The following is a 22,605-nucleotide window of genomic DNA, read 5'->3' as shown; positions in this document are numbered from 1 at the left end:
ATACACCCATTATACAGGGAGAGTCTTCTCAGGGAATGTATTCTGTAGATTTTTATGATGACCACTTTGGAATTGCAGCAGGAGGTGATTATACAAAACAGGAAGCTAACGTCAATAATATCGCAACTACTCATGACGGTGGTGAAACCTGGCAGATTCAGGCTTCAGGCCAAAATGCAGGCTATACAACCTGTGTGAAAATTAAACCAGGATCAAAAGGGAAAGAAATTATAGCGGTAGGGGACAGGCATATCAGTTATTCTTCAGATTTTGGAAAGACATGGAAGAAAATTTCTGATGAAAAAGGCTTTTTTGTTTGTGAATGGGCAGATGCCAGTACCGTGGTTTTTGCCGGAAACAGCAGAATTGCAGTCCTGAAATTAAAATTTTAATCCAAAGCAGATTATTTAGCAAAAGGTATTACCTTTATCATGGTAAATTTAAATACTTAGTTATGATAAAAAATAAACATCTGATGGCAGGTTTTGTTGCAGTAGTACTTATGCTTTCTGCCTGCAAAAAAGAAAGTGAAAAGGCAACCGTAAAAATAGACAGCTTAGCTGCTTCTCAAGAAGGAAGTACTAAGGATTCTGTAAAGACAGTTGCTGAACAATCCGATTACCAGTCCGAAACAACAGACAATGCAACCGCTGAAAAGCTGAAGCTATATCTACAGGATTATCTGAAAACAGATCTGCCGTCGCTTGAAGCACAGGATCGTAAGTTTTCTTTTTATGCAGTAGATCTTAATAATGATAAAAAAGATGAATATTTGATTTCGCTTTCCGGAAGAGCATTTTGTGGAAGTGGGGGCTGTACTTTTTTATTGTTAAGCAATGATCTGAAGCTTATTAACAGATTTACAGTAATGAACCCTCCGGTTTTCAGAAGTGCAGGAATTACTTCAGGGTGGAATGACTTGATTTTGATAAGTGGCAATGAAAAGTATAAACATTTGAAATGGGATGCCAAAACAGGTAAATACCCTTCTAATCCATCTCTTGTTAAGGACACGGAAATTGCACCTTCCGGACATGACTTTATTATGTGGGATGATAATTTTTCGAGAGCAAAAATATTTGAATTTTAAGGCTTTACTCATACATTGAATCTATTAAAGTATACAAAAACACTGAAGGCAGTTCCTTCGGTGTTTTTTATTGCGATACTGCTGATCTTCAGTCATGGAGTGCTCTATCTGTTTGAAGAAATTATAATTTTGAATAGAAGAAATAGAATTTATCATTATATCCTAAAACTCAGTAATAAGCGTATTTAGACTCATTATAAAATAGAACCTAATATAATTCATAGGTTAAAATTCATAACTAATGGTTAATTTTGTAAGATGAAATTTGAATGATGTTAAATTTCATACCCTTATAAAATTTAATTTTCAAAATGAACTCTTTAATAGATAAGTATAATATTCCCGGGCCGCGTTACACTTCTTATCCTACCGTTCCATATTGGGATGAATCTACATTTTCACCGGAAAAGTGGAAGGAAACCGTAATCAGGTCTTTTCATGAGAGTAATGCAGAGGAGGGGATTTCTATTTATATCCATTTGCCTTTCTGTGAGGCGTTGTGTACATTTTGTGCATGTCATAAGCGTATTACCAAACAACATAGCGTTGAAATACCTTATCTGGAAAGTGTTTTGAAAGAATGGAAACTTTATCTTGACCTTTTCAACGAAAAACCTAAACTTAAAGAATTGCACCTTGGAGGGGGAACTCCTACGTTTTTTTCTCCTGAAAATTTAAGAACATTGTTGGAAGGTATTTTTTCGTCGGTAGACATTGCGGAACATCCGGAATTTTCTTTTGAAGGGCATCCAAACAATACCACAAAAGAACATCTTCAGACTTTATATGACCTTGGCTTCAGAAGAGTAAGCTTCGGAGTTCAGGATTACGATCCTAAAGTTCAGAAAGCGATCAACAGAATCCAGCCTTTTGAAAATGTAAAAAATGTTACAGAATGGGCAAAAGAAATTGGTTATAGAGGAATCAGTCATGATCTTGTTTTCGGATTGCCACACCAGAATTGGGAGGCAATGGAACACACGATCAGAAAAACAATGGAACTGAAGCCAGACAGACTGGCATTCTATTCTTATGCGCACGTTCCATGGGTGAAAGGAGTTGGACAGAGAGGTTTTGATGAAAATGACCTTCCAAGTGGAGAAGAAAAACGCCGTTTGTATGAAGATGGTAAAAGACTCCTTCAGGATTTAGGATATATTGAAGTAGGGATGGATCACTTCTCTCTTGAGCATGATGATCTATATCAGTCTTTACTCCATAAAAAACTTCACAGAAACTTCATGGGCTATACTTCCAGCAATACTCAGCTGATGGTAGGTCTTGGGATGTCTGCTATCTCAGATTCCTGGTATGCATTTGCTCAGAATGTAAAAACAGTGGAAGAATATCAGAAAATGGTTGAAGAAGGCGAAATTCCCGTTGTAAAAGGACACGTTCTGAATAAAGAAGATCTTATTGTAAGACGACATATTCTAAATCTGATGTGCCAGCTTGAAACCACTTTTGACGTTAATAATTCTTTCCCTGAGCTTGATAATGCATTGGAAATGCTGCAGGAAATGGAAAATGATGGTTTGGTTGAAATCAACGGAACTGAAATTAAAATTACAGAAGAAGGAAGAGCTTTCACAAGAAATGTCGCCATGGTTTTTGACCTGAGAATGATGAGAAATAAACCGGAAACGAGAATTTTCTCAATGACAATATAAAATAAAAGCGGTTCAAATCTGAACCGCTTTTTTATTGATCTATGGGCTTATTTTGAACTTGTTTAAACTTTTTTGAAACATTAAGATTGTATTAAGGTGTTTAGAGTATTAAGATGAGTTTCGCTTTAAGCTTAAAAATCAGAATGATTTATCTTAACTTAACTACGCTTTACTGCTTAAATCCTTCTTAATGGTTTAAGAAATATCCAATATTTTTTGATCGTTTAAACAACTCCTTTATTTAAAAATAATTAAACGCAAGGTTCGCAAAGATTTTATAATGCTGTTTTATCTTTTTTGTTCGGAAAGCTATTGTGTTAGCAAGTTTTTTGCTTAGTGAAACACCTTCGCGATCCTTTTCACAGAATTTAAATATCTTAGCGTTTCGTTGCGTTTATAATAAATGATTACTATTTAATAATTAATTTCTGGCTAAAAGATTTTAATTCTCCGGATTTCAGATTGATAAAATAAACTCCGGCTGGAATCCCTGAAATATTAATTCCTTTACCATTAATGATCTGATCAGTTTCCAACACTTTTCTTCCCTCTGCACTGATGATCTCCAGACTTGCTTTTTTATCTTTAACCCCATCAATAAAGATTTCTTTTGAAGCAGGATTAGGATAAATTTTTATAGTTCCTAAAGTATTTTCCTGAATCCCTAAAGTTCCTGTGGATATTTTAAAAATCTTTCCACTATTTACAGCGGCTACATACAATCCTTTTTGATAGTCTTCTCCAAAAGTAGAAAAGTTGTTTCCGGAAGAGGGAGGCATCCAGGTGATGGCATTGTTAGTATCCAGAATCCCGATTTGGGTAGAGCAGTAATCAGCAAAGAAATATTTTCCCTGAAGAGACGGATACTGTGTTCCCCGGTATACATAGCCGCCTGTGATGGAGCATTTGCCGCCAGAGTGATCATATACCGCAATGGGAAATGTCATTGTTGCTTGCGCTGCACAGCCTGTTGTATTGTAAGGATTATTTCCTTCGTAGCAGCGCCAGCCATAGTTTAATCCGGCAGTCGTAATAGGCATTTTGTTGATTTCTTCTATCGCCCCTTGCCCTACATCTGCTATCATGGCATTTCCTGTAGTAAGGTCAAAAGAAAATTTCCATCCGTTTCTGAGGCCATAGGCCCAAATTTCGTCAGCACCATCCACACCGGCTCCGGCAAAGGGATTGTCGGGAGGAATATTGTAAGGTCCGGTAGCATCTACATCAATTCTCAGCATTTTTCCCAGCAAAGAATTTTTGTTTTGTGCATTATTATTCGGGTCTCCGCCACTTCCTCCGTCTCCGGTGATAATCCATAGTTTTCCGTCAGGAGCAAAATGAATACTTCCTCCGTTGTGGTTATCGAATGGTTTGGGAATGTTCAACAGGATTTTTTCGGAATTAGGATCTGCCACATTGGGATCTGTTGAGCTTACGCTGTACCTGGCAACGATAATATTTCCTGCAGGATTGTTATAATACACAAAAAAATATCCATTAGTAGTGTATTGTGGGTGAAATGCCAATCCTAAAAGGCCTCTTTCACCTCCAAAAATGATTTTCGAACTAATGTTCAGAAAATTTGTTGCGTTAATTGTCCCGTTGGGTTGAATAATTTTAATGATACCGTTCTGCTGTACAACAAAAAGCCGGCTGTCATTGGCATTCGTAATCTCTACAGGGCTGGTAAGTCCTGTAACAAATTCTTCCAAATTAATGCTTTGAGAATTAACAATTAAGGAAGAAAAAATACTGATGCTAAAAAGTAGTTTTCTCATAATATTTTGAGGTTTAGTGTGTTGGAAAAGTGAATGAAAATTTTATACCAATCATATTTTGAAGACTTCACTATGATAGTATGAAAAAATTGTTAAATCTTAAATAGAAATCACAATACCAATATATCTGAAAATAAACCATTTCTGTTGTTAAAAATTCATAAAATACAAGAAAATCATTATATTTGCCGACTTAATTTAACGTAGTTATAACAAAATGCAAGGAAAAGGACTTATTACAATTGTCGCTATTGTACTAGGGTTGATTTGCTTAAACGAGCTATTACCAACATGGTACGCCAGCAAAATTGAAAAGCAGGCAACTGCTATTGCAGGAGACAATCCGGAGAAGTATCAAAAAGAAATCGCAAGACTTTCTAAGGATACTTTGAATTTAGGATTCACAAAACTTTATTACACTAAAGCCAAAGACAAGGAAATGAAACTTGGTCTTGACTTGAAAGGAGGGATCAATGTTCTTTTGGAAATTAACCAAAGAGATCTTGTGAATGATTTAACCAATTATTCTACAAACCCTGTTCTTATTGAGGCTTTAAACAAAACTGATGAAGCACAGAAGAATTCTACAAGACCTTACATCGACAACTTTTTTGACCAGTTCGATGTAGTTAACAAAGCTAAAGGAACAAACCTTAAGTTGGCAGATCCGGAAATTTTCGGAAATACAACCCTTACTGAGGTGAAGTACAACACGCCTGATGAGCAGGTGAAAAGCATTGTTAAAAGAAAAATTGATGCGTCTGTAGGAACAGCTTTCGAGGTAATCAGAACGAGAATTGACAAGCTTGGAGCCATCCAGCCAAACGTTCAGAGAGTACCTGGAACTGCTAGAATTTCTGTGGAAATGCCTGGTATGAAGGACATCGATAAAGTGAAGAAAATGCTTCAGACTTCCGCAAAACTTCAGTTCTGGGAAGTACAGCAGGTTCCTGAAATTGCGCCTTATTTCCAGACTTTGACAACGATGGTTGCTGCAAAAGGAGATTCTATGGGAGTTGCAAAGAATGTGAACTTCATGAACCTTTTACAGCTTGACAAATTAAGAACAAATGGTGTTGCCAACGTAAAACTATCTGATACTGCAGTTGTAAACAAAATCTTAAACAGCAAAGTTGGGCAGTCTTTACGTCCGTCAAACATTAAATATACACAGTTCATGTGGGGGTACAAGCCTGAAGCTACAGATGCTGAAAGCTTAGTATTATACGCTATCAGAGGTAACATCAACCAAAAAGCTCCGGTAGACGGTGCTGTGGAAACTGCAAATATCAGCTACGATGAACTAAGCAGAGTAGTAGTAGACATGCAGATGGACTCTAAAGGAGCTAAAGAATGGAAAACCTTAACGGAGAAAAACGTTGGAAAGCCAGTGGCAGTAACTCTTGATAACAGAGTGTACACAGCTCCAAACGTTGTAAACGCTATCCCTAACGGTAGAACTCAAATCTCTGGTAACTTCTCTCAGGAAGAAGCTAAAGAATTGGTAGACGTATTAGGTGCTGGTAAATTGCCTGCAGGTGCAAAAGTAGTTCAGGCTACCGTTGTAGGTCCATCTTTAGGCCAGGAGGCTATTGATTCAGGATTAATGTCGTTCATTATTGCATTTGCTATTATTATTGTTTATATCATTTTCTACTATGGTGGAGCTGGTGTATATGCGGTAATTGCAATGGTGATCAACTTATTCTATATTTTCGGTATTATGGATTCGGGAGACTTTACGCTTACACTTCCAGGTATCGCGGGTATCGTTCTTACCATGGCAGTAGCGGTGGATACGAATGTTATCATTTATGAAAGAACTAAAGAAGAATTATTCGCTGGGAAAAGTATTCTTGAAGCTTACAAAGACGGTTTCAAACATGCATTGAATGCGATTATCGATGGTCACACTACGACTTTCCTAACGGCAGTTGTATTGTTCTTCTTCGGAACAGGACCTATTAAAGGTTTTGCATTGACGTTGATGATCGGTATTTTAATGACATTATTTACTTCAGTATTGCTTTCCAGAGTAATGATCTTCTCAAGATTAAATAAAGGAAAAGGACTTTCTGTTTGGACTCCGGCTACGAAGAACCTATTCAGAAATACCTGGATTGATTTCATCGGAAAGAGAAAATATGCATACATCATTTCTGCTGTTCTTACAGTAGTGTGTATCATTTCAATCGCAACTCACGGTTTCAAATATGGTATCGACTTTACCGGAGGTAGAAACTATGTGGTAAGATTTGATAAAGATGTAAAAGCTGAAGACGTTGAAGATAAATTAGTAGCATTATTCAAAACAGAAGATGGTAAAAACTCTTCTGTAGAAGCTAAAACTTTCGGAAACAACAGACAATTAAAGATCTCTACAGATTACCTTATCGAGGATGAATCTTTAAAAGCTGACCAGATTATCGAACAGAAATTATTCGATGGTTTAAAGACAAATCTACCGGCAGGAACTACTTTGAAAGATTTCAAATCTGCTGATAAAGATCATGCGGGAATTGTTTCTTCTGAGAAAGTAGGACCTTCTGTTGCTGACGATATCCAGACTCACGGTATCTATGCCGTATTAGCTGCATTAGCAATGATCTTTATCTATATTTTGATAAGATTTAGAAAATGGCAGTTCTCTCTTGGAGCGGTTGCTGCTCTATTCCATGATGCAGTTATTATCTTAGGAGCATATTCATTGCTTCATAAGTATATGCCGTTCAATATGGAGATCAATCAGGATTTCATTGCTGCGATCCTTACAGTATTAGGGTACTCAATCAACGATACAGTAATTATCTTCGACAGAATTAGAGAATACCTGAGAGAGAAAAAATCTTTAACATTAGCAGGTCTGTTTGATGATTCTATCTCAAGTACATTGGGTAGAACATTCAACACCTCATTCACTACGATTTTGGTTATCCTTGCGATTTTCATCTTCGGAGGTGATAACTTGAGAGGGTTTATGTTTGCGATGTTAATAGGTATTGGATTCGGTACTTATTCATCCATCTTTGTGGCTTCTGCAATTGCTTATGATTTCCTTAAAACAGGGAAAGAAGAAGAAGTACATGGAAAATCCACTTCTGCGAAAGAAGAACTTGCTTCAAAGTAATACATACTACAATAAATTAATAAAGACCGTTTCGAAAGAAGCGGTCTTTTTTTATCCCGCAGCATTTTTTTTTGATAAATCTTAATTTTTAAAAGCAAATTTTGGATCTGCATACATGTATTTGTATGTTTTTGGCTTAAATGAATAGATTTATATTTAGTTTCTTGTTATATTATATATTTTTTATTTGTAATTATTTATTGCCGTGTTTAGTAATAATTATTCTTATATATTTTTATGAATTATATTTTTTTTAAAATTATTATAAAGTAGAGTTATGTATAATAAGTCTAATTTTGGAGAATAATTTATTGTGTGTAATTATTGAATAATAAAGGGTTTTTGAGAGTTTTTTAAAATATGATTGTTTTGTTTAAAGATTATTAAAAAATAAGAGTTTTATGTGATAAATTATTTTATATTTATATCAAACAAAACAAAAATGAAAGCCGAAAAATTATTCATTGCTGTGGCATTAAGTGCTGACAGCTCCCTTTACTCTTAGGTAGGGATCGGAACTCCTAATCCCGATAAAAGTTCCGCATTAGATGTTGCCAATACCAATAAAGGTGTACTGATTCCCAGAATTTTTGATCTGACAACAATTCCGACTCCAGCTAACGGTTTGTTGGTGTATGATCTCAAAAGGCAGGCATTAGCTCAAAATATCGGAACATCTGCCAGTCCGAACTGGATTCCGATCAGTGGTAATATTGTGAAGTTCTTTTATATGCCCTCTATTAGTATTGATACTTCTACTACCGGTACAGCAAGAACAAAAGATTTATTCCAGCTTTATAAAGCTCAGTTTTCTACCCCGAAGGTATCGAGTACAGGAGCTCCAGGTACAATTCCTTTCTTTGCCAATGCAACAGATCTGTATTATTATGTAACTGATTTTGATAATACAGTCTTAAACAATGTAAGCATTGATGCCAACGGGATATTACGCTATGATGTAATTGGAACGGCTACAGCATGCTCTTTCGTGAATATTGTATTTGTAATCAAATAATTTTAAGTGACATACCGTCATTATGATCATTCTTACCCAGAATGAATATCCTTCCGTGTATAACTAACTTTAAAAATTATTGATGATGAAAACAAATTCAATAGTAAGATATTTGCTTGTAGCAGTATGTTTTTTGTATACAACAAAATGACAGCTCAGGAAATGGTAGCTCTGCCTAATGGCGGATGTGGAAGATTACTGGATACCAATACTTCAAGTGCAAGCGATGGTGGTTTTCTCTGTTTCAGATTGGGAAAAGAAGCGGCTAATCCTAATAATATGACAGATACAGATGTCAACTCATTTTCCTCTTTAAAGCCAGGTACTGGTGCTGGACTTTTCTGCAGTACGTATACTACCGGAGCAGATTTTCAGGCTAATAAACCCGTCTATATTGACTTTGCTTCCGATGGTTTTAATTTTAATCCCAGTTTTAATGGTGGAAATTTTGTGTTCTACAACAATGGTCAGGAAGTCTACCGTACAGGGATTAACGGGCATTTCTTCTTTGATTTTGGAGACAATCAGGAGCGCCGGATTATAAAGGTGATTCCTACGGCGGCATGGGATGAAGTACAGCTTGCTTTTGGAGAAGCAATAGGTATTGGGTTTTCATTCAGCCAGATGAGGGTGTATAATATCCTTTCAGAATATTACCTTGCTCCTATGACTTATCTGTCGCAGCCTGCTGATAAAACTGTTGCTGCCGGTGGATCTACAACAATGACAGCTGTGATTAATAACACCACTACAGATGAAACACCGGATAATATTACGTACCAATGGCAGATCCTTAACGGCAGCACATGGACTAATCTCACGAATGGCACCAATTACAGCAATGTTACTTCATCCACCCTTACCATTAGCAATGTTCCCGTAGGATTTAATAATAACCAATACAGAGTAGTTGCTAACTCTAGCTTTCACACTTGCTCTTTCCTGGCAATTTCTACTGTAGGACGGCTTTTTGTAAATTCTGTAAATGTTCCCGGCACTATTGCAGCAGATCAGACGGTATGTATGGATATCAGTAATGATCCTGCAGCGTTTAGCCAGTCTGCGGCGGCTCAGGTAAGTGGTTCTGCAGAATATCAGTGGCAAAGTTCACCTGATAATGTAACATTTACAAATATTACTAATGCCACATCTGCTACCTATGATGCACCTCCAGTTACTCAGACTACTTATTATCGTAGAGGAGTGCGTTCTGTATTGAATGGCAATACGACTGCTTACCAATATAGTAATGTGGTTAAAGTGACCTTAAAGCAAAGTTGCCTGATCAAGTGTATTATTACCAACAAAATGATTTATACAAAACTCAACAGTAACTAATAAAATGCTTTCCGATTAATTATAAAATCCTGTTTCTAAATATGTATGAAGCAGGATTTTTATTTTCTTTAATGTTTTAATTTACTATTTCATATTATACTTCTTTAATACACTACAATTTAGAATCATTATTTTCCAGATTTGATTAATTTTGCACCATCATGGAAAATTCAAAGAAAAAAGCGGCTATAGGCTTCATATTTATTACTTTACTGATCGATATTACGGGATGGGGAATCATCATTCCTGTGGTTCCTAAATTAATTGAGGAACTTATTCATGCAGATATCAGTGAAGCTGCAAAATATGGGGGATGGCTGGGATTTGCCTATGCATTTACACAATTTATTTTTTCTCCACTTGTTGGAAACCTGAGTGATAAATACGGACGAAGACCCATAATTCTGATTTCTCTTTTCGGATTTGCAGTAGATTATATTTTCCTTGCACTAGCTCCCACGATCTGGTGGCTGTTTTTAGGAAGAATCATTGCAGGGATTACAGGAGCAAGTGTCACCACGGCCAGTGCCTATATTGCAGATATTTCCACAGATGAAGATAGAGCTAAGAATTTCGGACTGATAGGTGCTGCCTTTGGTCTTGGATTTATTATAGGTCCAGTTCTGGGCGGAGTTCTTGGGCATTATGGCGCCAGAGTTCCTTTCTATGCAGCTGCAGGTTTGTGTTTGCTTAATTTCCTGTATGGATATTTCATTCTTCCAGAAAGTTTAGATAAAGATAAAAGAAGAGAATTCGATTGGAAACGTGCCAATCCTATAGGTTCATTTAAATTTTTAGGTAAACACCCTGAAATCTCCGGATTGATAGCTTCATTGATATTAATTTATATTGCGGGTCATGCTGTACAGAGTAACTGGAGCTTCTTCACTATGTATAAATTCAACTGGACGGAAAGAATGGTAGGAATCTCATTGGGAGTAGTAGGATTATTAGTAGGCCTTGTACAAGGAGGACTTATCCGATATACAACTCCGAGATTGGGAGAACAGAAAAGTATTTATTATGGACTGGCTTTGTATGCTGTAGGAATGCTGTTATTTGCTTTTGCATCTGAAGGATGGATGATGTTTGTGTTTTTGGTGCCTTACTGTTTAGGGGGAGTTTGTGGTCCGGCGTTGCAGTCTGTTATTACAAAAAGCGTTCCCTCCAATGAGCAGGGAGAGCTTCAGGGAGCGTTGACAAGTTTAATGAGTGCGACGTCTATTATCGGACCTCCAATGATGACGAACCTGTTCTATTATTTTACGCATGATGAAGCACCATTCAAGTTTTCCGGTGCACCTTTCTTTTTAGCGTTTGTCTTAATGGCAATCAGTGTTGTGATTACGTATTCTGCTTTTCAGAAAAAAGGAAAAGATGTAGTGGATATAACCTCGAAAAAAGACTTTCATTAACAATAGATTTGTTCTATTCCAAACATATATGCTGTTCCGGGTTCAATCTATTCAATAATTTTACAGAAGTAGTTTTTACCCACTTTTGAAACCAAAAAACAAATTATGAATACATCAGACCTGGGAAAGTATTTCGAACGGATTCATTTCTCCGGAACTCCGGAATTGAATATGGAAACGTTGAGAAAAATACATCAGCTTCATCCCAAATATATTCCTTTTGAAAATATAGACTCTTATACAGGAACGGTTCCTTCTTTGAACGTAGAAGATGTCTTTAGAAAACTGGTTACAGAATCCAGAGGCGGATATTGCTATGAACAAAACCTGCTTTTAAGTGAAGTTTTAAAATCGTTAGGATTCAATGTAAAACTTCAGCTCGGAAGAGTAGTGTGGGGAAGACAGGAAGACAGCATTGCTGCACAGACTCATCTCTTGCTAATTGTTGATTTTGAAGGAAAAAAATATTTGGTAGACTGCGGATTTGGAACAGCAACCCTTACGGCTCCTATACTTTTAAATGAGGAAAACCAGCAGCAAACACCTAATGGAATATTTAAAGTTTCTCACAAAGAAGAAACTTATACGCTTTGGATGTGGAAAGAGCAGTGGCTTCCGGTCTATCGCTTCATCCCTGAACATGTAGAACCTATTGATCTTGATATTTCCAACTGGTATTTGTCTACACATCCTGGTTCTCATTTTAAGAACAAACTGATTCTTTCAAAAGTAGATGAAAATGCCCGATATACCTACACAGACGGTGTTTTAAATATCCGGTCTGACAATGGTGCAAAAGAATCCATATCGATAGAAAATGATATGCAGTTGTATGAAATACTGATGCACACTTTTGGATTAAAGGAAAATGCTATCGAAGCCTTGAAATCAAAAGCAGCGATTTGAAAAAGCTTAACGAAGAATATTACCTTGAACAATAAAAAACGGGAAGCTCAGCGAGCTTCCCGTTTCTTTTAAAATCAGATTTTTATGAAAATAATTATGGATATAGGGATTTTGTCCCGTTACTTACAACATTGCTGCCCAATCCTGAGAATGACACAGAGAAATTACTGGAGTTAAAACTTAAAGAACCGGTAGGAGTACAAAGTCCTAATGCATAACGGCATTGTCCGTAAGCGCCGGTTTTCTTTGTGATTTTGCTCTCACTTTTTGCTTTTCCTAAACTGATATATCCCCAGTCACTTACGTCGGCGTTAGAAACCGTAGAACCGGAATAATAAATCGTAATCTGGTACCCTGCTTCTCCTCTCTTAGATCCCCATAGCCAATTAGCTGTCCACCATTGTTTGTACCATGTAGAAACCACTTTTGCTGCCTGATTGTTAGAAGCTTCCGAATTTCCACGGGTATCCATCATAATAAGACCTCCGAGAATATTATCCCAGATAATTCCTGAATCACTGTAAAAACATACAGTGGTAAATTTCCCGTTTTTGCTGTTCCATGTTATTTCCATAACATGGGGGCCGGATTTTATTTCTTCAGTGATGGCTTCTGTTAATCCTTGCTGCGCTGTTGTAAGGTCTTCACCAGTATACAGATTACCAATTTTTCCGATTTTTACGGAAGAAGGCTCCATAATGTTTCCGGATGCAATGAATTGATCTTTATCGGTAATCAGGCTTTTGGAAAGCTCAATCCCTTTCTGGGTTGAAATTTTTCCCAATACAGTTACTCCGGCAATTTGTAAATCATTTTTCAGATAGGCTTCCAGGTTTTTTCCGGATTCATTCAGTTGAAGTTGAACAGCATCAGGGATAGCCTGTGAGGGTAGAGGAGTAATTTCTTTTTTTAGATCATCTGCAGTTACTTTAGCCTGAGCAGTTTCCTGTTGATTCATTTCGTTGTTTTCGTCATGACAGCTTTGGAGTGCCAATACCGATAATACAGCGAAAACTTTAAAAGTAGTCAAAAGTCTTTTCATATTTAATATTTATTTGGTTGTGTATTATAAATATACAAAATTACTGCGTAATTCTCATTATTTTGAATTAATTATTTGTTAATTAATAGGTAGGAGGAGGTGGTAGCAGGAATTAGGTAATGGAGATTAGGGAGTGAGTTTGAGAGTTTAAGGATTAAAGTTTAAGATTCAAGGTCAGGGCTTAAGGCTGTAGGTAACCCGCAACAAAATAAAACTGCAACACTTACTCCGAAGTAAAATAAACTTGCAACTCGCAACAAATAACCTCTTGAACTTGTACAACATTTATAAAATCTTAAAATTTGTTTAAATTTTTAGTTTACAGTCCATAAATGCAATAAACTTTTGTAATTTTACACCATGGAATTAAGCATTGGAGAAATGGCACTCATTGCCATTGCAATCGTTGTATTATTCGGCCCGGATAAACTGCCACAGATTGCGCGTGACTTAGGTGCAGGCGTAAGAAAAATGCGTGGAGCAGTAGAAGATATCAAAACTGAAATCATGAAGGAAACAGATAACCCTGTTTCCGAAATCAAGCGTGAGATTGAAAAGGTAAAAGATGCAGCAAAAGATTTCAACCCAATGAATGATATCAAAAAAGATATTCTTACGGAGCCTTCTTCCGTTGCTTCTAATGAACCTCCGAAACCAAAGCCGGCAGATGATGATACTTACGAAGGACCAGTAAGCAGATAATCATGGAGGAGATTATTCAGGAAGATAAGAAGGTATTTCTTTACCTTAATAATTTGGGCGATTCATCTTTCGACCAGTTTTGGATGCTGATTTCCAGTACCTGGATCTGGGTGCCACTTTATATTATATTTCTTTATTTTTTATACAAAAGTTATAAACTAAGATCTTTAGTTTTTATCCTTGTATTTTTGGCTATTGGTGCAACAGTTTCTGACCAGTTGGCTAGTGTTTTTAAATATGGTGTGGCAAGGCTGAGACCTTGTCATGATCCTACTTTGGAACATCATATGAGAATCGTGAAATGCGGTGGACAGTTTGGGTTTTATTCTGCCCATGCTTCCAATACCTTCTTTTTGGCTTCTTTTTTAAGTATTTTATTGAAAAATAAACTTAAATGGTTTCCATATGCTATATTTGTATGGGCTATAGTGGTTTCCTACAGCCGAATATATTTAGGAGTGCATTTCCCGATAGATATTTTGGTGGGGGCGTTTGTTGGATCTTTATTGGGAGTGATATTTGGTGCACTCGCCAAAAAAGTGATCAATAAACAATCTATAACCTCATGAAAAAAAATGTATTACTAGTAATTTCCCTCAGTATTTCCCTTAATTTCTATGCCCAGGATAAAAAACTGGCTGAAGAATGTTTTAACAAAGCCGATTATAAATGTGCTGAAGAACAGTATTTAAAACTGGCAGAAAAAGAACAGATCCAAAAATTTCAATCAGAGTATTACGATTATCTCGGAACATCTCAGAGAAGACTTGGAAAGACCACTCAGGCTTTTAAATCCTATGAATCTGCCTTGAAAGCAAATCCATTGTCGGTTTCCGTTTATGCCAATCTTTCTTCGCTTTACAGTCAGAAAGGAAATAAGGTAAAAGCGCTGGAATATATAGAAAAAGGACTTCAGGTGAATGCTGAAACTCCGGATTTATATCTTACACGTTCCAAAATTTATGACAGTCAGGGAAAAAAAGAACTTGCTATCAAAGACCTTAATCAGATTTTAACTTTTGCTCCTGATAATCTTTTTGCAAAGACAGGATTGGCCAATCTCAAAAAGAATAATGGTGACCTTGACGGAGCTTTAAAAGATTATAATCAACTTCTTGCAGAAAAACCGGAATCACTGCTTTACAATGGCCGGGCAGATGTTTATTTTAAAATGAAAAAATATAAGGAAGCACTTACAGATGCAAATAAAGCGATTTCTATAGATCCTAAATTTGCACAATCTTATGTGAGTAAGGCGATGATTCTATTTGATACTTCCAAACTTAAAGAAGGTTGTGAAAACCTTGATAAAGCAGTAGCCCTGGGGTATGAAAAAGCTGTGTTGACCGATGTTTATGCTAAATGTGTAAAAAAATAAATTGAAAAAATCCTATCCAGATCATTTAAATAAATCCATACTAAAAAAACGAATAAAGAGATAGAAAGATGTTGAATATTGTTCTTGTAGAACCTGAAATCCCTAATAATACAGGAAATATCGGAAGATTATGTGTAGGAACCGAAAGCAGGTTACACCTGATTCATCCGTTTGGATTTGTAATTAATGATAAAAATCTGAAACGTTCCGGATTAGATTATTGGGTGCATCTCGATGTTACTGAATATGCAGATGTAGATGAATGGGTTAATACCATTCCAGATATGTCACGTGTTTTTCTAATGAGCTCACATGCTGAAAAGTCATATCTGGAAACTGATTTTCAGGATGGTGACTGGCTGGTTTTCGGAAAGGAGAGTGTAGGGCTGAGTAAAGAGGTGTTGGATCGTTTTGAAAACCATTTAACCATTCCTATGTCGAAGCTTATCAGGAGTTTTAATATTGCCAATTCCGTTGCTTTTGTAATAGGGGAAGCAAAGAGACAGATCGGCATGAAATAATCAATTCTGATAAACAAAAGGCTCGAAAGCCTATAGAAATATAAACCCTTCTGAGCTCAGAAGGGTTTTGTTTTTAATCGTTATGATAAGGTTTCCCCTGTAAAATCTGATCAGCTCGGTAAAGCTGTTCCACAATAAAAAGGCGGATCATCTGATGGGTAAAAGTCATTTTGGATAAAGACATTTTTTCATTCGCTCTGCTGTAAATTTCTTCAGAAAAGCCATAAGCTCCTCCAATCAGAATATGTACTTTTTTCACAGAAGAATTCATCCAGATATCAATTTTTTGAGAAAATTCACGACTGGTAAACTGTTTTCCTTTTTCATCAAGAATAATGACCAGATCATTTTTATCAATATGGTTTAAGAATAACTTGGCTTCCTCTTTTTTAAGAAGATCAGAAGATAGGTTTTTGGCATTTTTAACATCCGGTATTTCGGTAATTTCAAAATTCCAGTGTTTGGGTAAACGGTTGAGATAATAATTGATCAAAGACGTAATTTCCTTATCGTCTGTTTTACCGATACAAAGTAAACTGATTCGCATTGTAAGAAGTTTCAGAGTGCAAAGATAGGGGTTTCGCGGTTAATTTGTTGCTGGTTTCTTTTGTTGCGAATTGCGAGGTTATTTGTTGCAAGTTGCAGGTTTCGGGATTCGAGTTGCAAGTTATATTAGTTGCGAGGTTATTTAGTTATGAGTTTCTGGTTGAGAGTTGCGAGGTATCAATTGTGGGTGGCTTTTATTCCTAGTCAATCATAACCTTAAACTTTAACCCCTGAACATTAAACTCAAAACCCCTAATCCCTACAATCTGCCACCTAACATCTCTCACCTATCTTTTCCCTATTTAATTTAATTCCCCTACATTTGTATAAAGACATCCAAATCGATGAGTGTAAAGGTTCCCAGATTTATTTTGAAAATTCAAGAGTTTTTTGACAGCATCCATATTCCTGTTTTGGGAATATCGCTTTGGCAGATGTTTCAGATCTATATTTCAGGTATTTTCAAAGGAAAAATAGGAAGAAAAGCGGCGGCTATTTCCTGGAGCTTTACCATAAGTTTGTTTCCTTTTATTCTATTCTTACTTTCTGTTTTGCCTTATATGCCGCATTATGACAAGCTGCAGTTCTATATTTTTGACGTATTGATGCATAATGTTTTTCCTTCCAATATGGAGGGTGATGTAAGAGGGTATATCGAGAACAATATTATCCCGAATATGAGAGGGATCAGCAATCTTACGATCGTTCTGGCGCTTGTTTTTGCTACCAATGGTACTTTTTCCCTGATCAATGGTTTTAATGAAAATTCAGATGAAAAGCTGAGCGATGTAAAGGAGTTTATTCTTTCGTTCTTTATTACAATAGGTTTTATTACCATTGTTTTTCTAGCCCTTTTCGGGGTATACTATGTTGAGGTTGTTATGAAACTCTTTACGCCGGCTTATGATATTACATGGCTTGTAGATAATCTCTCAAGTATCATCGGATTTGTTTCTTTTCCTCTTTTTTATTTTATACTTCTTAGTTTATTTTACTGGTTGGGAACGGTAAAAATTACCAGATTCCGTCAGGCCGTTCCGGGAGCTATTCTAACGACTGTTCTGTTTGTGGTGACTACTTATATCTTTGCCATTTATGTAAAGGATATTGCAAGATATAATGTACTCTATGGATCCATCGGAAGTATGATTCTGCTGATGGTTTGGGTGAATGTGAATGTATATCTCCTTTTATTCGGAAACGAACTCAATATGGCTATCAGAAAACTCAGAATAGAGAAACTGCTGTCTGATGAAATTCAGAAAGAAACAATGCACTATCACACTCTGATTGCAGAACCCGATTTTGATGGCGATGAGGAACATAGAAGAAAATTTGAAAACCGGAAGAAAGATTAATTCTCTTCCAGATCAGGGTTTTCTTTTGAACTGGCACTCAATATGAGAAATCCAGCAATGGCTGCCACAAAAGAAGCAATCAAAATAGCAAACTTTGCTTCGTCCTGAATATGAAGTTCGCCTTTAAAGGAAAGCAATGCAATGAAAATAGACATCGTAAATCCGATTCCGGCCAACAAACCAACCCCAATCATTTGAAGCCAGTTGCTGTTTTGAGGCAGAGAACTGAGCTTTAATTTGATAGCGATCAGTGAGAACAGATTGATTCCGATCAGCTTTCCTAATATCAAACCACAAATAATACCCAGTCCTAATGTACTGGTAAGACCAGCCACCATGTCACTGGAAAAAGTGATATTGGTATTGGTTAAAGCAAATATTGGCATGATCAGAAAACTTACCGGAATATGAAGCTGATGCTCCAGTTTTTCCAATGGCGAAATTTCTACATTGGAAGCATTGGTAGGAATGGAAAAGGCCAATAAAACGCCAGCTATCGTTGCATGAATTCCGGAATGATGAAGGAAATACCATAGAAACAATCCCGGAATGATATAAAATATCGTTTTGGTTACTTTTAAAAAGTTTAAAATAAACAGCAGGGCAGTCACTCCAAAAGACAATAAAAGATAGGTCCAATGAATTTGTTCAGTGTAAAAAATGGCAATTACAAGGATAGCACCCAGATCGTCTACAATAGCCAGTGCTGCCAAGAATATTTTGATGGAATTCGGGATTTTTTTACCCAACATCGAAATAATAGCGAGCGAGAAAGCAATATCTGTAGCCATAGGAATTCCCCAGCCGTTGCTGTATTCTGTACCTGTGTTGAAAATACTGTAGATAACAGCCGGAACAAGCATTCCGCCTACCGCAGCAAAAATAGGAAGGGAGGCATTTTTAAAAGATGAAAGCTCACCTTCTACAAGTTCACGTTTTATTTCAAGACCCACCAGAAGGAAAAATACAGCCATTAATCCATCGTTGATCCAGATGCTGACAGGATATTCCAATCCGAAAAGGTGAGTGCCCACTTCTGTGTCTAAAAAATGCTGAAAATTCTCTGCAGCAGAAGAGTTGGCAATTAGTAATGAAATAAGCACACAGAAAATAAGAATAATTCCTGAGGACTGGCTGTTATTGAAAAATTTTTTAAAATAAAGAGATAAATTCATGTTTATGATTGTAGTCGTCTCACTCTTGAAACACCATTAATATTTTTAAGTTTTTTAAAGGTCTCTTCCAACTGACCTTTGTTTTTGACTTCGAGATTGATATTTCCTGTGAAAACACCATTGTTGGATTCAATAGACATGCTCTTCATATCCATTCCCATACTTCCACTGATGACAGTTGTGATATCATTAATCATCCCCATTCTGTCAAGTCCTTCAATTTCAATTTTTACTCTGTTTTTGAAGCTTTCTGCATTTACCCATTTGGCAGGGATAACACGGTAGTCATACTGTGCTCTCAGATTGATAGCATTCGGACAGGTGTCGCTATGAACTTTAATCCCGTCTGAGATGGTAATGAATCCAAAAATTTTGTCTCCAGGAATCACTGTACAGCATTTTGCATAGCTGTAATTCAGCTTTTCTTCATCTTTTCCAAAGACAATCATATCAAGGTTTTCCTCTTTATGTTCTTCGAAATGCTGACTCTTATTAGGTGATTTTCTGAATCTTGAAAGTAAGTTATTGAATACGTTTTTACTTTCAATATATTTTCTCAGGCTGCTTACATCCAATTCGTTACTTTGGAATTTAAGGAAAAGCTCTTGTGAAGATTTTAAATTAAAGAACTTTTGAAGTTTATTAATTTCCTCATCATTGAAATTGATTTTTGCATGACGAAGTTTTCTCTGCAGGATTTCTTTTCCTTCTTCAACCAATTGGTTTTTCTGAGAGTTCAGATAACTTTTAATCTTGGATTTGGCTTTCGAAGTCACTACGAATTCCAGCCAGTCAGATTTTGGTTTCTGATTCTGTGAAGAAAGAATATCTACCTGATCTCCGTTTTGAAGGATATAGGAAATTGGAACCAATTTTCCGTTGATTTTTGCTCCCAGACATTTCATTCCCAAATCAGAATGGACAGAGAATGCAAAATCCAGAGCGGTAGCATTGGTTGGCAGAATTTTAATCTCTCCTTTCGGGGTAAAGACAAATACTTCTTTGGAATATAAATTAAGCTTAATATTATCCAAAAGTTCCGAAGTAGAAAGGTTTTGCTGCTGCTCCAGTACTTCACGGATTTCTGTTACCCATCTTTCAAAGTTTCTGTCATCAGAACTCTGTTTATATCCTTCTTTATATTTATAATGAGCGGCAACTCCTTTTTCAGCAATTTCGTCCATTCTTTCTGAACGGATCTGTACTTCAATCCATTTTCTGTCTGGTCCTAAAACCGTTAAGTGTAAACTTTCATATCCTGTAGAACGGGGCTGTGTAATCCAGTCACGCATTCTTGAAGGGTTACTGTGGTATACATCCGTAACGATAGAGTAGATCTTCCAGGCAAGAAATTTTTCATTTTTTGCATCCGATTTATAAATAATCCTGATGGCGTAGTTGTCAAAAACTTCCTCAAAGGAAACTCCCTGTTTCAGCATCTTTCTGTAAATGGAGGAGATGGCTTTTGCACGGCCTTTGATCTTAAAGTTTAAACCTTCTTCGTTAAGCCTTTCTGATACTTCTTTGGTAAATTCATTAATATATCTTTCACGATTTTCTTTGGCAAGTTCCAATTTTTCCGTGATTTCATTGTATACTTCGGGGCTGTTATATTTTAAGGAAAGATCTTCCAGCTCAGATTTGATGTTGTACAATCCAAGACGGTGAGCCATCGGAGCATAGATATAAACCGTTTCTGAGGCAATTTTTTTCTGCTTATCCGGAGCCATGCTTTCCAGCGTTCTCATATTATGAAGGCGGTCTGCAATTTTGATCAGAATAACCCTGAAATCTTCGGATAGCGTCAACAACAGTTTTCTGTAATTTTCAGACTGTACAGAAATATTCTGATGATTCATGATGGATATTTTGGTCAATCCATTCACGATACTGGCAATCTTTTCACCGAAGATTTTCTTCAGATCTTCGTAGGTATAATCAGAATCTTCAATCACGTCATGCAAAAGTGCACAGGCAATAGAAGTTGCTCCCAAACCAATCTCTGTTGCTACAATTTTAGCAACAGCAATAGGGTGGTAGATGTAAGGCTCGCCGGATTTTCTCCTTTGATCCTTGTGGGCATCCAGCGCGATATCGAATGCCTTTCGGATGAGCTTATTATTTTCCTCATCCAGTGTTCTGTATGTGTTAGAAATCAGATCCTTATATCTTGCAAGGATCTCCTTATTCTCTTGTTCTAAATCGTAACTCATTTGTGCACATGCCTATAATAAGACGAAAATACGAAATTTTTTAGTTTTTTCAAACATAAAAGATCCGCAGTATGCACTGCGGATCTCCGGCTATTAGATTTTATATCGTTAGAATTTCACTTCAGAATTCATACCGTCACTTGACGTTTTAATCTTAATTTCGGGACTGCTGTGGATTTCAGCTCTGTTTCTTGCGTCAATATACCTTTTGATGGTATCATAATTGGTTTCATTGATCTTCATGTTTTCAAATAAATAGGATTTCAATGCTGCATTCTGAACAAATGCAGTCCGTGCAAGGTCTATCTGATTAAGATCATTTACGGTAACACTTGCCAAATATTGGGAATTACCGGAACCATCGTTAAGGTATACAATGTAATCTGAAGTTCCGAATCCTGAATTTTCCAGATCACTTTCCAGTTTTTTGTAGTCGCTGTGATGACCAAATACTCCAGCTAATATATGTGACATAGTTAATTGGTTTTAAAGTTCTGTTTAAAGTTAGTAATAATTTTCTGATTATTATTGCGTTTGAGGTAATAAAATTTGTTAATTAACATTCTGTTTTCAATAGAAAATGATAATAGTTAAGAATAATTATTTAACGGGTGTTTGATTTTGGCAATTGAGTAATTGTTGCTTTTAATGATTGAAAGTTCGAGTATATTATTGATTTTTAGAAAGAATAGTGAGTTTTAATCTATTTTAATTCTAATTTATATATTGTATTTTTGAAATTTGATCACATTTTGAAAAATTACCTATTAGTTTTTATCTTTCATTTGTTTTTGATATAAAATCAGTTGTGGTATAAATAATAACAAAACAGATAATGAGACAGGATTAAAACCTTTTAACATTGTAAAAATTATAGTAATGATAATTGATATAATGAGTATTATTGAATTTATTCTATATGCTAACCTTAAATATCCTTTTTCAGCAAATTCATCCCAACTATCTATTATTTTAATATCATTTTTCAATCTACTAATAAATTTTTCTGCATCTTCAGACTTAATTTTAGAATTATTGATATGAATTACAGTATCATCTGTCTTTATTTTTCTTAGAAGTCTTTCTTCATCTAAAACAATAGTTTTTATATCATTAATTTTAATGGATTTAATAGGATTATAATTAAACATAAACTTTTTTTTCCACTCAAAAAACAATTCGCTCTCATTAATAGTTATTTTGAGACTACCAACAATGTAGTAGTACATTAAATGTACGTCTTCAAACCAACTTAGACATTTTGGTTTAAATCCTTAAGGAGGATTTTCGGTTTATAAATTTACTAATTTTTGTTGGTTATATATTTGTCT

21 protein-coding genes are annotated in these 22,605 nt (G+C 36.0%); 13 read left to right on the top strand and 8 right to left on the bottom strand.

What is annotated here, in order from left to right:
* Positions 1–35: 35 nt before the first annotated feature.
* From BOQ62_RS22835 to hemN, 3 genes are all read left to right on the top strand, one after another.
* On the top strand, positions 36–392 hold the full coding sequence (locus BOQ62_RS22835; RefSeq protein WP_228413583.1) for a sialidase family protein: 357 nt from the start codon (positions 36–38) through the stop codon (positions 390–392).
* A gap of 62 nt (positions 393–454) precedes the next feature.
* Complete coding sequence (locus BOQ62_RS02250; RefSeq protein WP_129036789.1) at positions 455–1,090, top strand: hypothetical protein; 636 nt, start codon at positions 455–457, stop codon at positions 1,088–1,090.
* 311 nt (positions 1,091–1,401) lie between these two features.
* Entirely contained in the window at positions 1,402–2,760 is a 1,359-nt protein-coding gene (hemN, locus tag BOQ62_RS02245) for an oxygen-independent coproporphyrinogen III oxidase (RefSeq protein WP_129036788.1), read from the top strand.
* A gap of 410 nt (positions 2,761–3,170) precedes the next feature.
* Here hemN and BOQ62_RS02240 read toward each other — a convergent pair whose 3' ends face one another.
* On the bottom strand, positions 3,171–4,538 hold the full coding sequence (locus BOQ62_RS02240) for a PQQ-dependent sugar dehydrogenase (RefSeq protein WP_129036787.1): 1,368 nt from the start codon (positions 4,536–4,538) through the stop codon (positions 3,171–3,173).
* 217 nt (positions 4,539–4,755) lie between these two features.
* On the opposite strand from BOQ62_RS02240, the gene secD reads away from it, so the two are divergent.
* The gene (gene secD, locus BOQ62_RS02235) at positions 4,756–7,665 is read left to right on the top strand and encodes a protein translocase subunit SecD (RefSeq protein WP_129036786.1); all 2,910 of its coding nucleotides are present in this window, start codon (positions 4,756–4,758) and stop codon (positions 7,663–7,665) included.
* 501 nt (positions 7,666–8,166) lie between these two features.
* Here secD and BOQ62_RS22315 read toward each other — a convergent pair.
* A complete protein-coding gene (locus tag BOQ62_RS22315; RefSeq protein ID WP_164976660.1) occupies positions 8,167–8,310 on the bottom strand; it encodes a hypothetical protein in 144 nt (47 codons plus the stop codon).
* On the opposite strand from BOQ62_RS22315, the gene BOQ62_RS02230 reads away from it, so the two are divergent.
* The 4 genes from BOQ62_RS02230 to BOQ62_RS02215 all read left to right on the top strand — a co-directional run bounded on the left by BOQ62_RS02230 (position 8,297) and on the right by BOQ62_RS02215 (position 12,339).
* Entirely contained in the window at positions 8,297–8,680 is a 384-nt protein-coding gene (locus BOQ62_RS02230) for a hypothetical protein (protein WP_129036785.1), read from the top strand. The genes BOQ62_RS22315 and BOQ62_RS02230 overlap by 14 nt on opposite strands.
* 147 nt (positions 8,681–8,827) lie before the next feature.
* Positions 8,828–10,018 carry a hypothetical protein gene (locus tag BOQ62_RS02225; protein WP_129036784.1) on the top strand — a complete coding sequence of 397 codons (1,191 nt, stop codon included), beginning with the start codon at positions 8,828–8,830 and terminating at the stop codon, positions 10,016–10,018.
* Positions 10,019–10,179: 161 nt separating this feature from the next.
* Complete coding sequence (locus BOQ62_RS02220) at positions 10,180–11,433, top strand: TCR/Tet family MFS transporter (protein ID WP_129036783.1); 1,254 nt, start codon at positions 10,180–10,182, stop codon at positions 11,431–11,433.
* 105 nt (positions 11,434–11,538) lie between these two features.
* Complete coding sequence (locus BOQ62_RS02215) at positions 11,539–12,339, top strand: arylamine N-acetyltransferase family protein (RefSeq protein ID WP_129036782.1); 801 nt, start codon at positions 11,539–11,541, stop codon at positions 12,337–12,339.
* Positions 12,340–12,433: 94 nt separating this feature from the next.
* Here BOQ62_RS02215 and BOQ62_RS02210 read toward each other — a convergent pair whose 3' ends face one another.
* A complete protein-coding gene (locus BOQ62_RS02210; RefSeq protein ID WP_129036781.1) occupies positions 12,434–13,381 on the bottom strand; it encodes a hypothetical protein in 948 nt (315 codons plus the stop codon).
* A 360-nt stretch (positions 13,382–13,741) separates the two neighbouring features.
* Between BOQ62_RS02210 and BOQ62_RS02205 the strand changes: the two genes are divergently transcribed.
* The 4 genes from BOQ62_RS02205 to BOQ62_RS02190 all read left to right on the top strand — a co-directional run bounded on the left by BOQ62_RS02205 (position 13,742) and on the right by BOQ62_RS02190 (position 15,982).
* Complete coding sequence (locus BOQ62_RS02205) at positions 13,742–14,083, top strand: twin-arginine translocase TatA/TatE family subunit (RefSeq protein WP_105701607.1); 342 nt, start codon at positions 13,742–13,744, stop codon at positions 14,081–14,083.
* A 2-nt stretch (positions 14,084–14,085) separates the two neighbouring features.
* The gene (locus BOQ62_RS02200; RefSeq protein ID WP_129036780.1) at positions 14,086–14,652 is read left to right on the top strand and encodes a phosphatase PAP2 family protein; all 567 of its coding nucleotides are present in this window, start codon (positions 14,086–14,088) and stop codon (positions 14,650–14,652) included.
* On the top strand, positions 14,649–15,461 hold the full coding sequence (locus BOQ62_RS02195) for a tetratricopeptide repeat protein (protein ID WP_129036779.1): 813 nt from the start codon (positions 14,649–14,651) through the stop codon (positions 15,459–15,461). Before BOQ62_RS02200 ends, BOQ62_RS02195 begins: the two co-directional genes overlap by 4 nt.
* Before the next feature lie 68 nt (positions 15,462–15,529).
* On the top strand, positions 15,530–15,982 hold the full coding sequence (locus BOQ62_RS02190) for a tRNA (cytidine(34)-2'-O)-methyltransferase (RefSeq protein WP_129036778.1): 453 nt from the start codon (positions 15,530–15,532) through the stop codon (positions 15,980–15,982).
* Positions 15,983–16,055: 73 nt separating this feature from the next.
* Here the strand turns inward: BOQ62_RS02190 and BOQ62_RS02185 are convergent, their stop codons facing one another.
* Positions 16,056–16,529 (bottom strand): 23S rRNA (pseudouridine(1915)-N(3))-methyltransferase RlmH, encoded by a 474-nt coding sequence (locus BOQ62_RS02185; RefSeq protein ID WP_129036777.1) that lies wholly within the window; start codon positions 16,527–16,529, stop codon positions 16,056–16,058.
* 343 nt (positions 16,530–16,872) lie between these two features.
* Here BOQ62_RS02185 and BOQ62_RS02180 point away from each other — a divergent pair, with 343 nt between their 5' ends.
* Positions 16,873–17,886 carry a YihY/virulence factor BrkB family protein gene (locus tag BOQ62_RS02180; protein WP_129036776.1) on the top strand — a complete coding sequence of 338 codons (1,014 nt, stop codon included), beginning with the start codon at positions 16,873–16,875 and terminating at the stop codon, positions 17,884–17,886.
* On the opposite strand, the gene nhaA is transcribed toward BOQ62_RS02180, so the two are convergent.
* From nhaA to BOQ62_RS02160, 4 genes are all read right to left on the bottom strand, one after another.
* Complete coding sequence (nhaA, locus tag BOQ62_RS02175; protein WP_129036775.1) at positions 17,883–19,061, bottom strand: Na+/H+ antiporter NhaA; 1,179 nt, start codon at positions 19,059–19,061, stop codon at positions 17,883–17,885. The genes BOQ62_RS02180 and nhaA overlap by 4 nt on opposite strands.
* A 2-nt stretch (positions 19,062–19,063) precedes the next feature.
* Positions 19,064–21,274, bottom strand: coding sequence for a RelA/SpoT family protein (locus BOQ62_RS02170; protein WP_129036774.1), 2,211 nt, complete (start codon positions 21,272–21,274; stop codon positions 19,064–19,066).
* Positions 21,275–21,382: 108 nt separating this feature from the next.
* The gene (locus tag BOQ62_RS02165; RefSeq protein WP_129036773.1) at positions 21,383–21,748 is read right to left on the bottom strand and encodes a hypothetical protein; all 366 of its coding nucleotides are present in this window, start codon (positions 21,746–21,748) and stop codon (positions 21,383–21,385) included.
* Positions 21,749–22,041: 293 nt separating this feature from the next.
* Positions 22,042–22,503 (bottom strand): hypothetical protein, encoded by a 462-nt coding sequence (locus tag BOQ62_RS02160; RefSeq protein ID WP_129036772.1) that lies wholly within the window; start codon positions 22,501–22,503, stop codon positions 22,042–22,044.
* Positions 22,504–22,605 lie beyond the last annotated feature (102 nt).

Source organism: Chryseobacterium sp. CH21 (assembly GCF_004119445.1).
In the GTDB taxonomy this organism is placed as follows: domain Bacteria; phylum Bacteroidota; class Bacteroidia; order Flavobacteriales; family Weeksellaceae; genus Chryseobacterium.
Note: the sequence above shows the minus strand (reverse complement) of the source record. Positions and strands in the feature narration are given on the sequence as shown.

Excerpts from the sequence above, each read along its gene's own strand:
- BOQ62_RS02210 (WP_129036781.1), bottom strand. The coding sequence starts at position 13,381 with ATGAAAAGACTTTTGACTACTTTTAAAGTTTTCGCTGTATTATCGGTA.
- BOQ62_RS02225 (WP_129036784.1), top strand. The coding sequence starts at position 8,828 with ATGACAGCTCAGGAAATGGTAGCTCTGCCTAATGGCGGATGTGGAAGA.
- BOQ62_RS02250 (WP_129036789.1), top strand. The coding sequence starts at position 455 with ATGATAAAAAATAAACATCTGATGGCAGGTTTTGTTGCAGTAGTACTT.
- BOQ62_RS02220 (WP_129036783.1), top strand. The coding sequence starts at position 10,180 with ATGGAAAATTCAAAGAAAAAAGCGGCTATAGGCTTCATATTTATTACT.
- BOQ62_RS02165 (WP_129036773.1), bottom strand. The coding sequence starts at position 21,748 with ATGTCACATATATTAGCTGGAGTATTTGGTCATCACAGCGACTACAAA.
- BOQ62_RS02170 (WP_129036774.1), bottom strand. The coding sequence starts at position 21,274 with ATGAGTTACGATTTAGAACAAGAGAATAAGGAGATCCTTGCAAGATAT.
- BOQ62_RS02205 (WP_105701607.1), top strand. The coding sequence starts at position 13,742 with ATGGAATTAAGCATTGGAGAAATGGCACTCATTGCCATTGCAATCGTT.
- BOQ62_RS02215 (WP_129036782.1), top strand. The coding sequence starts at position 11,539 with ATGAATACATCAGACCTGGGAAAGTATTTCGAACGGATTCATTTCTCC.
- nhaA (WP_129036775.1), bottom strand. The coding sequence starts at position 19,061 with ATGAATTTATCTCTTTATTTTAAAAAATTTTTCAATAACAGCCAGTCC.
- BOQ62_RS02190 (WP_129036778.1), top strand. The coding sequence starts at position 15,530 with ATGTTGAATATTGTTCTTGTAGAACCTGAAATCCCTAATAATACAGGA.
- BOQ62_RS02195 (WP_129036779.1), top strand. The coding sequence starts at position 14,649 with ATGAAAAAAAATGTATTACTAGTAATTTCCCTCAGTATTTCCCTTAAT.
- BOQ62_RS02185 (WP_129036777.1), bottom strand. The coding sequence starts at position 16,529 with ATGCGAATCAGTTTACTTTGTATCGGTAAAACAGACGATAAGGAAATT.
- hemN (WP_129036788.1), top strand. The coding sequence starts at position 1,402 with ATGAACTCTTTAATAGATAAGTATAATATTCCCGGGCCGCGTTACACT.
- BOQ62_RS22835 (WP_228413583.1), top strand. The coding sequence starts at position 36 with ATGTATTCTGTAGATTTTTATGATGACCACTTTGGAATTGCAGCAGGA.
- BOQ62_RS02240 (WP_129036787.1), bottom strand. The coding sequence starts at position 4,538 with ATGAGAAAACTACTTTTTAGCATCAGTATTTTTTCTTCCTTAATTGTT.
- BOQ62_RS02160 (WP_129036772.1), bottom strand. The coding sequence starts at position 22,503 with ATGTACTACTACATTGTTGGTAGTCTCAAAATAACTATTAATGAGAGC.
- BOQ62_RS02200 (WP_129036780.1), top strand. The coding sequence starts at position 14,086 with ATGGAGGAGATTATTCAGGAAGATAAGAAGGTATTTCTTTACCTTAAT.
- secD (WP_129036786.1), top strand. The coding sequence starts at position 4,756 with ATGCAAGGAAAAGGACTTATTACAATTGTCGCTATTGTACTAGGGTTG.
- BOQ62_RS02180 (WP_129036776.1), top strand. The coding sequence starts at position 16,873 with ATGAGTGTAAAGGTTCCCAGATTTATTTTGAAAATTCAAGAGTTTTTT.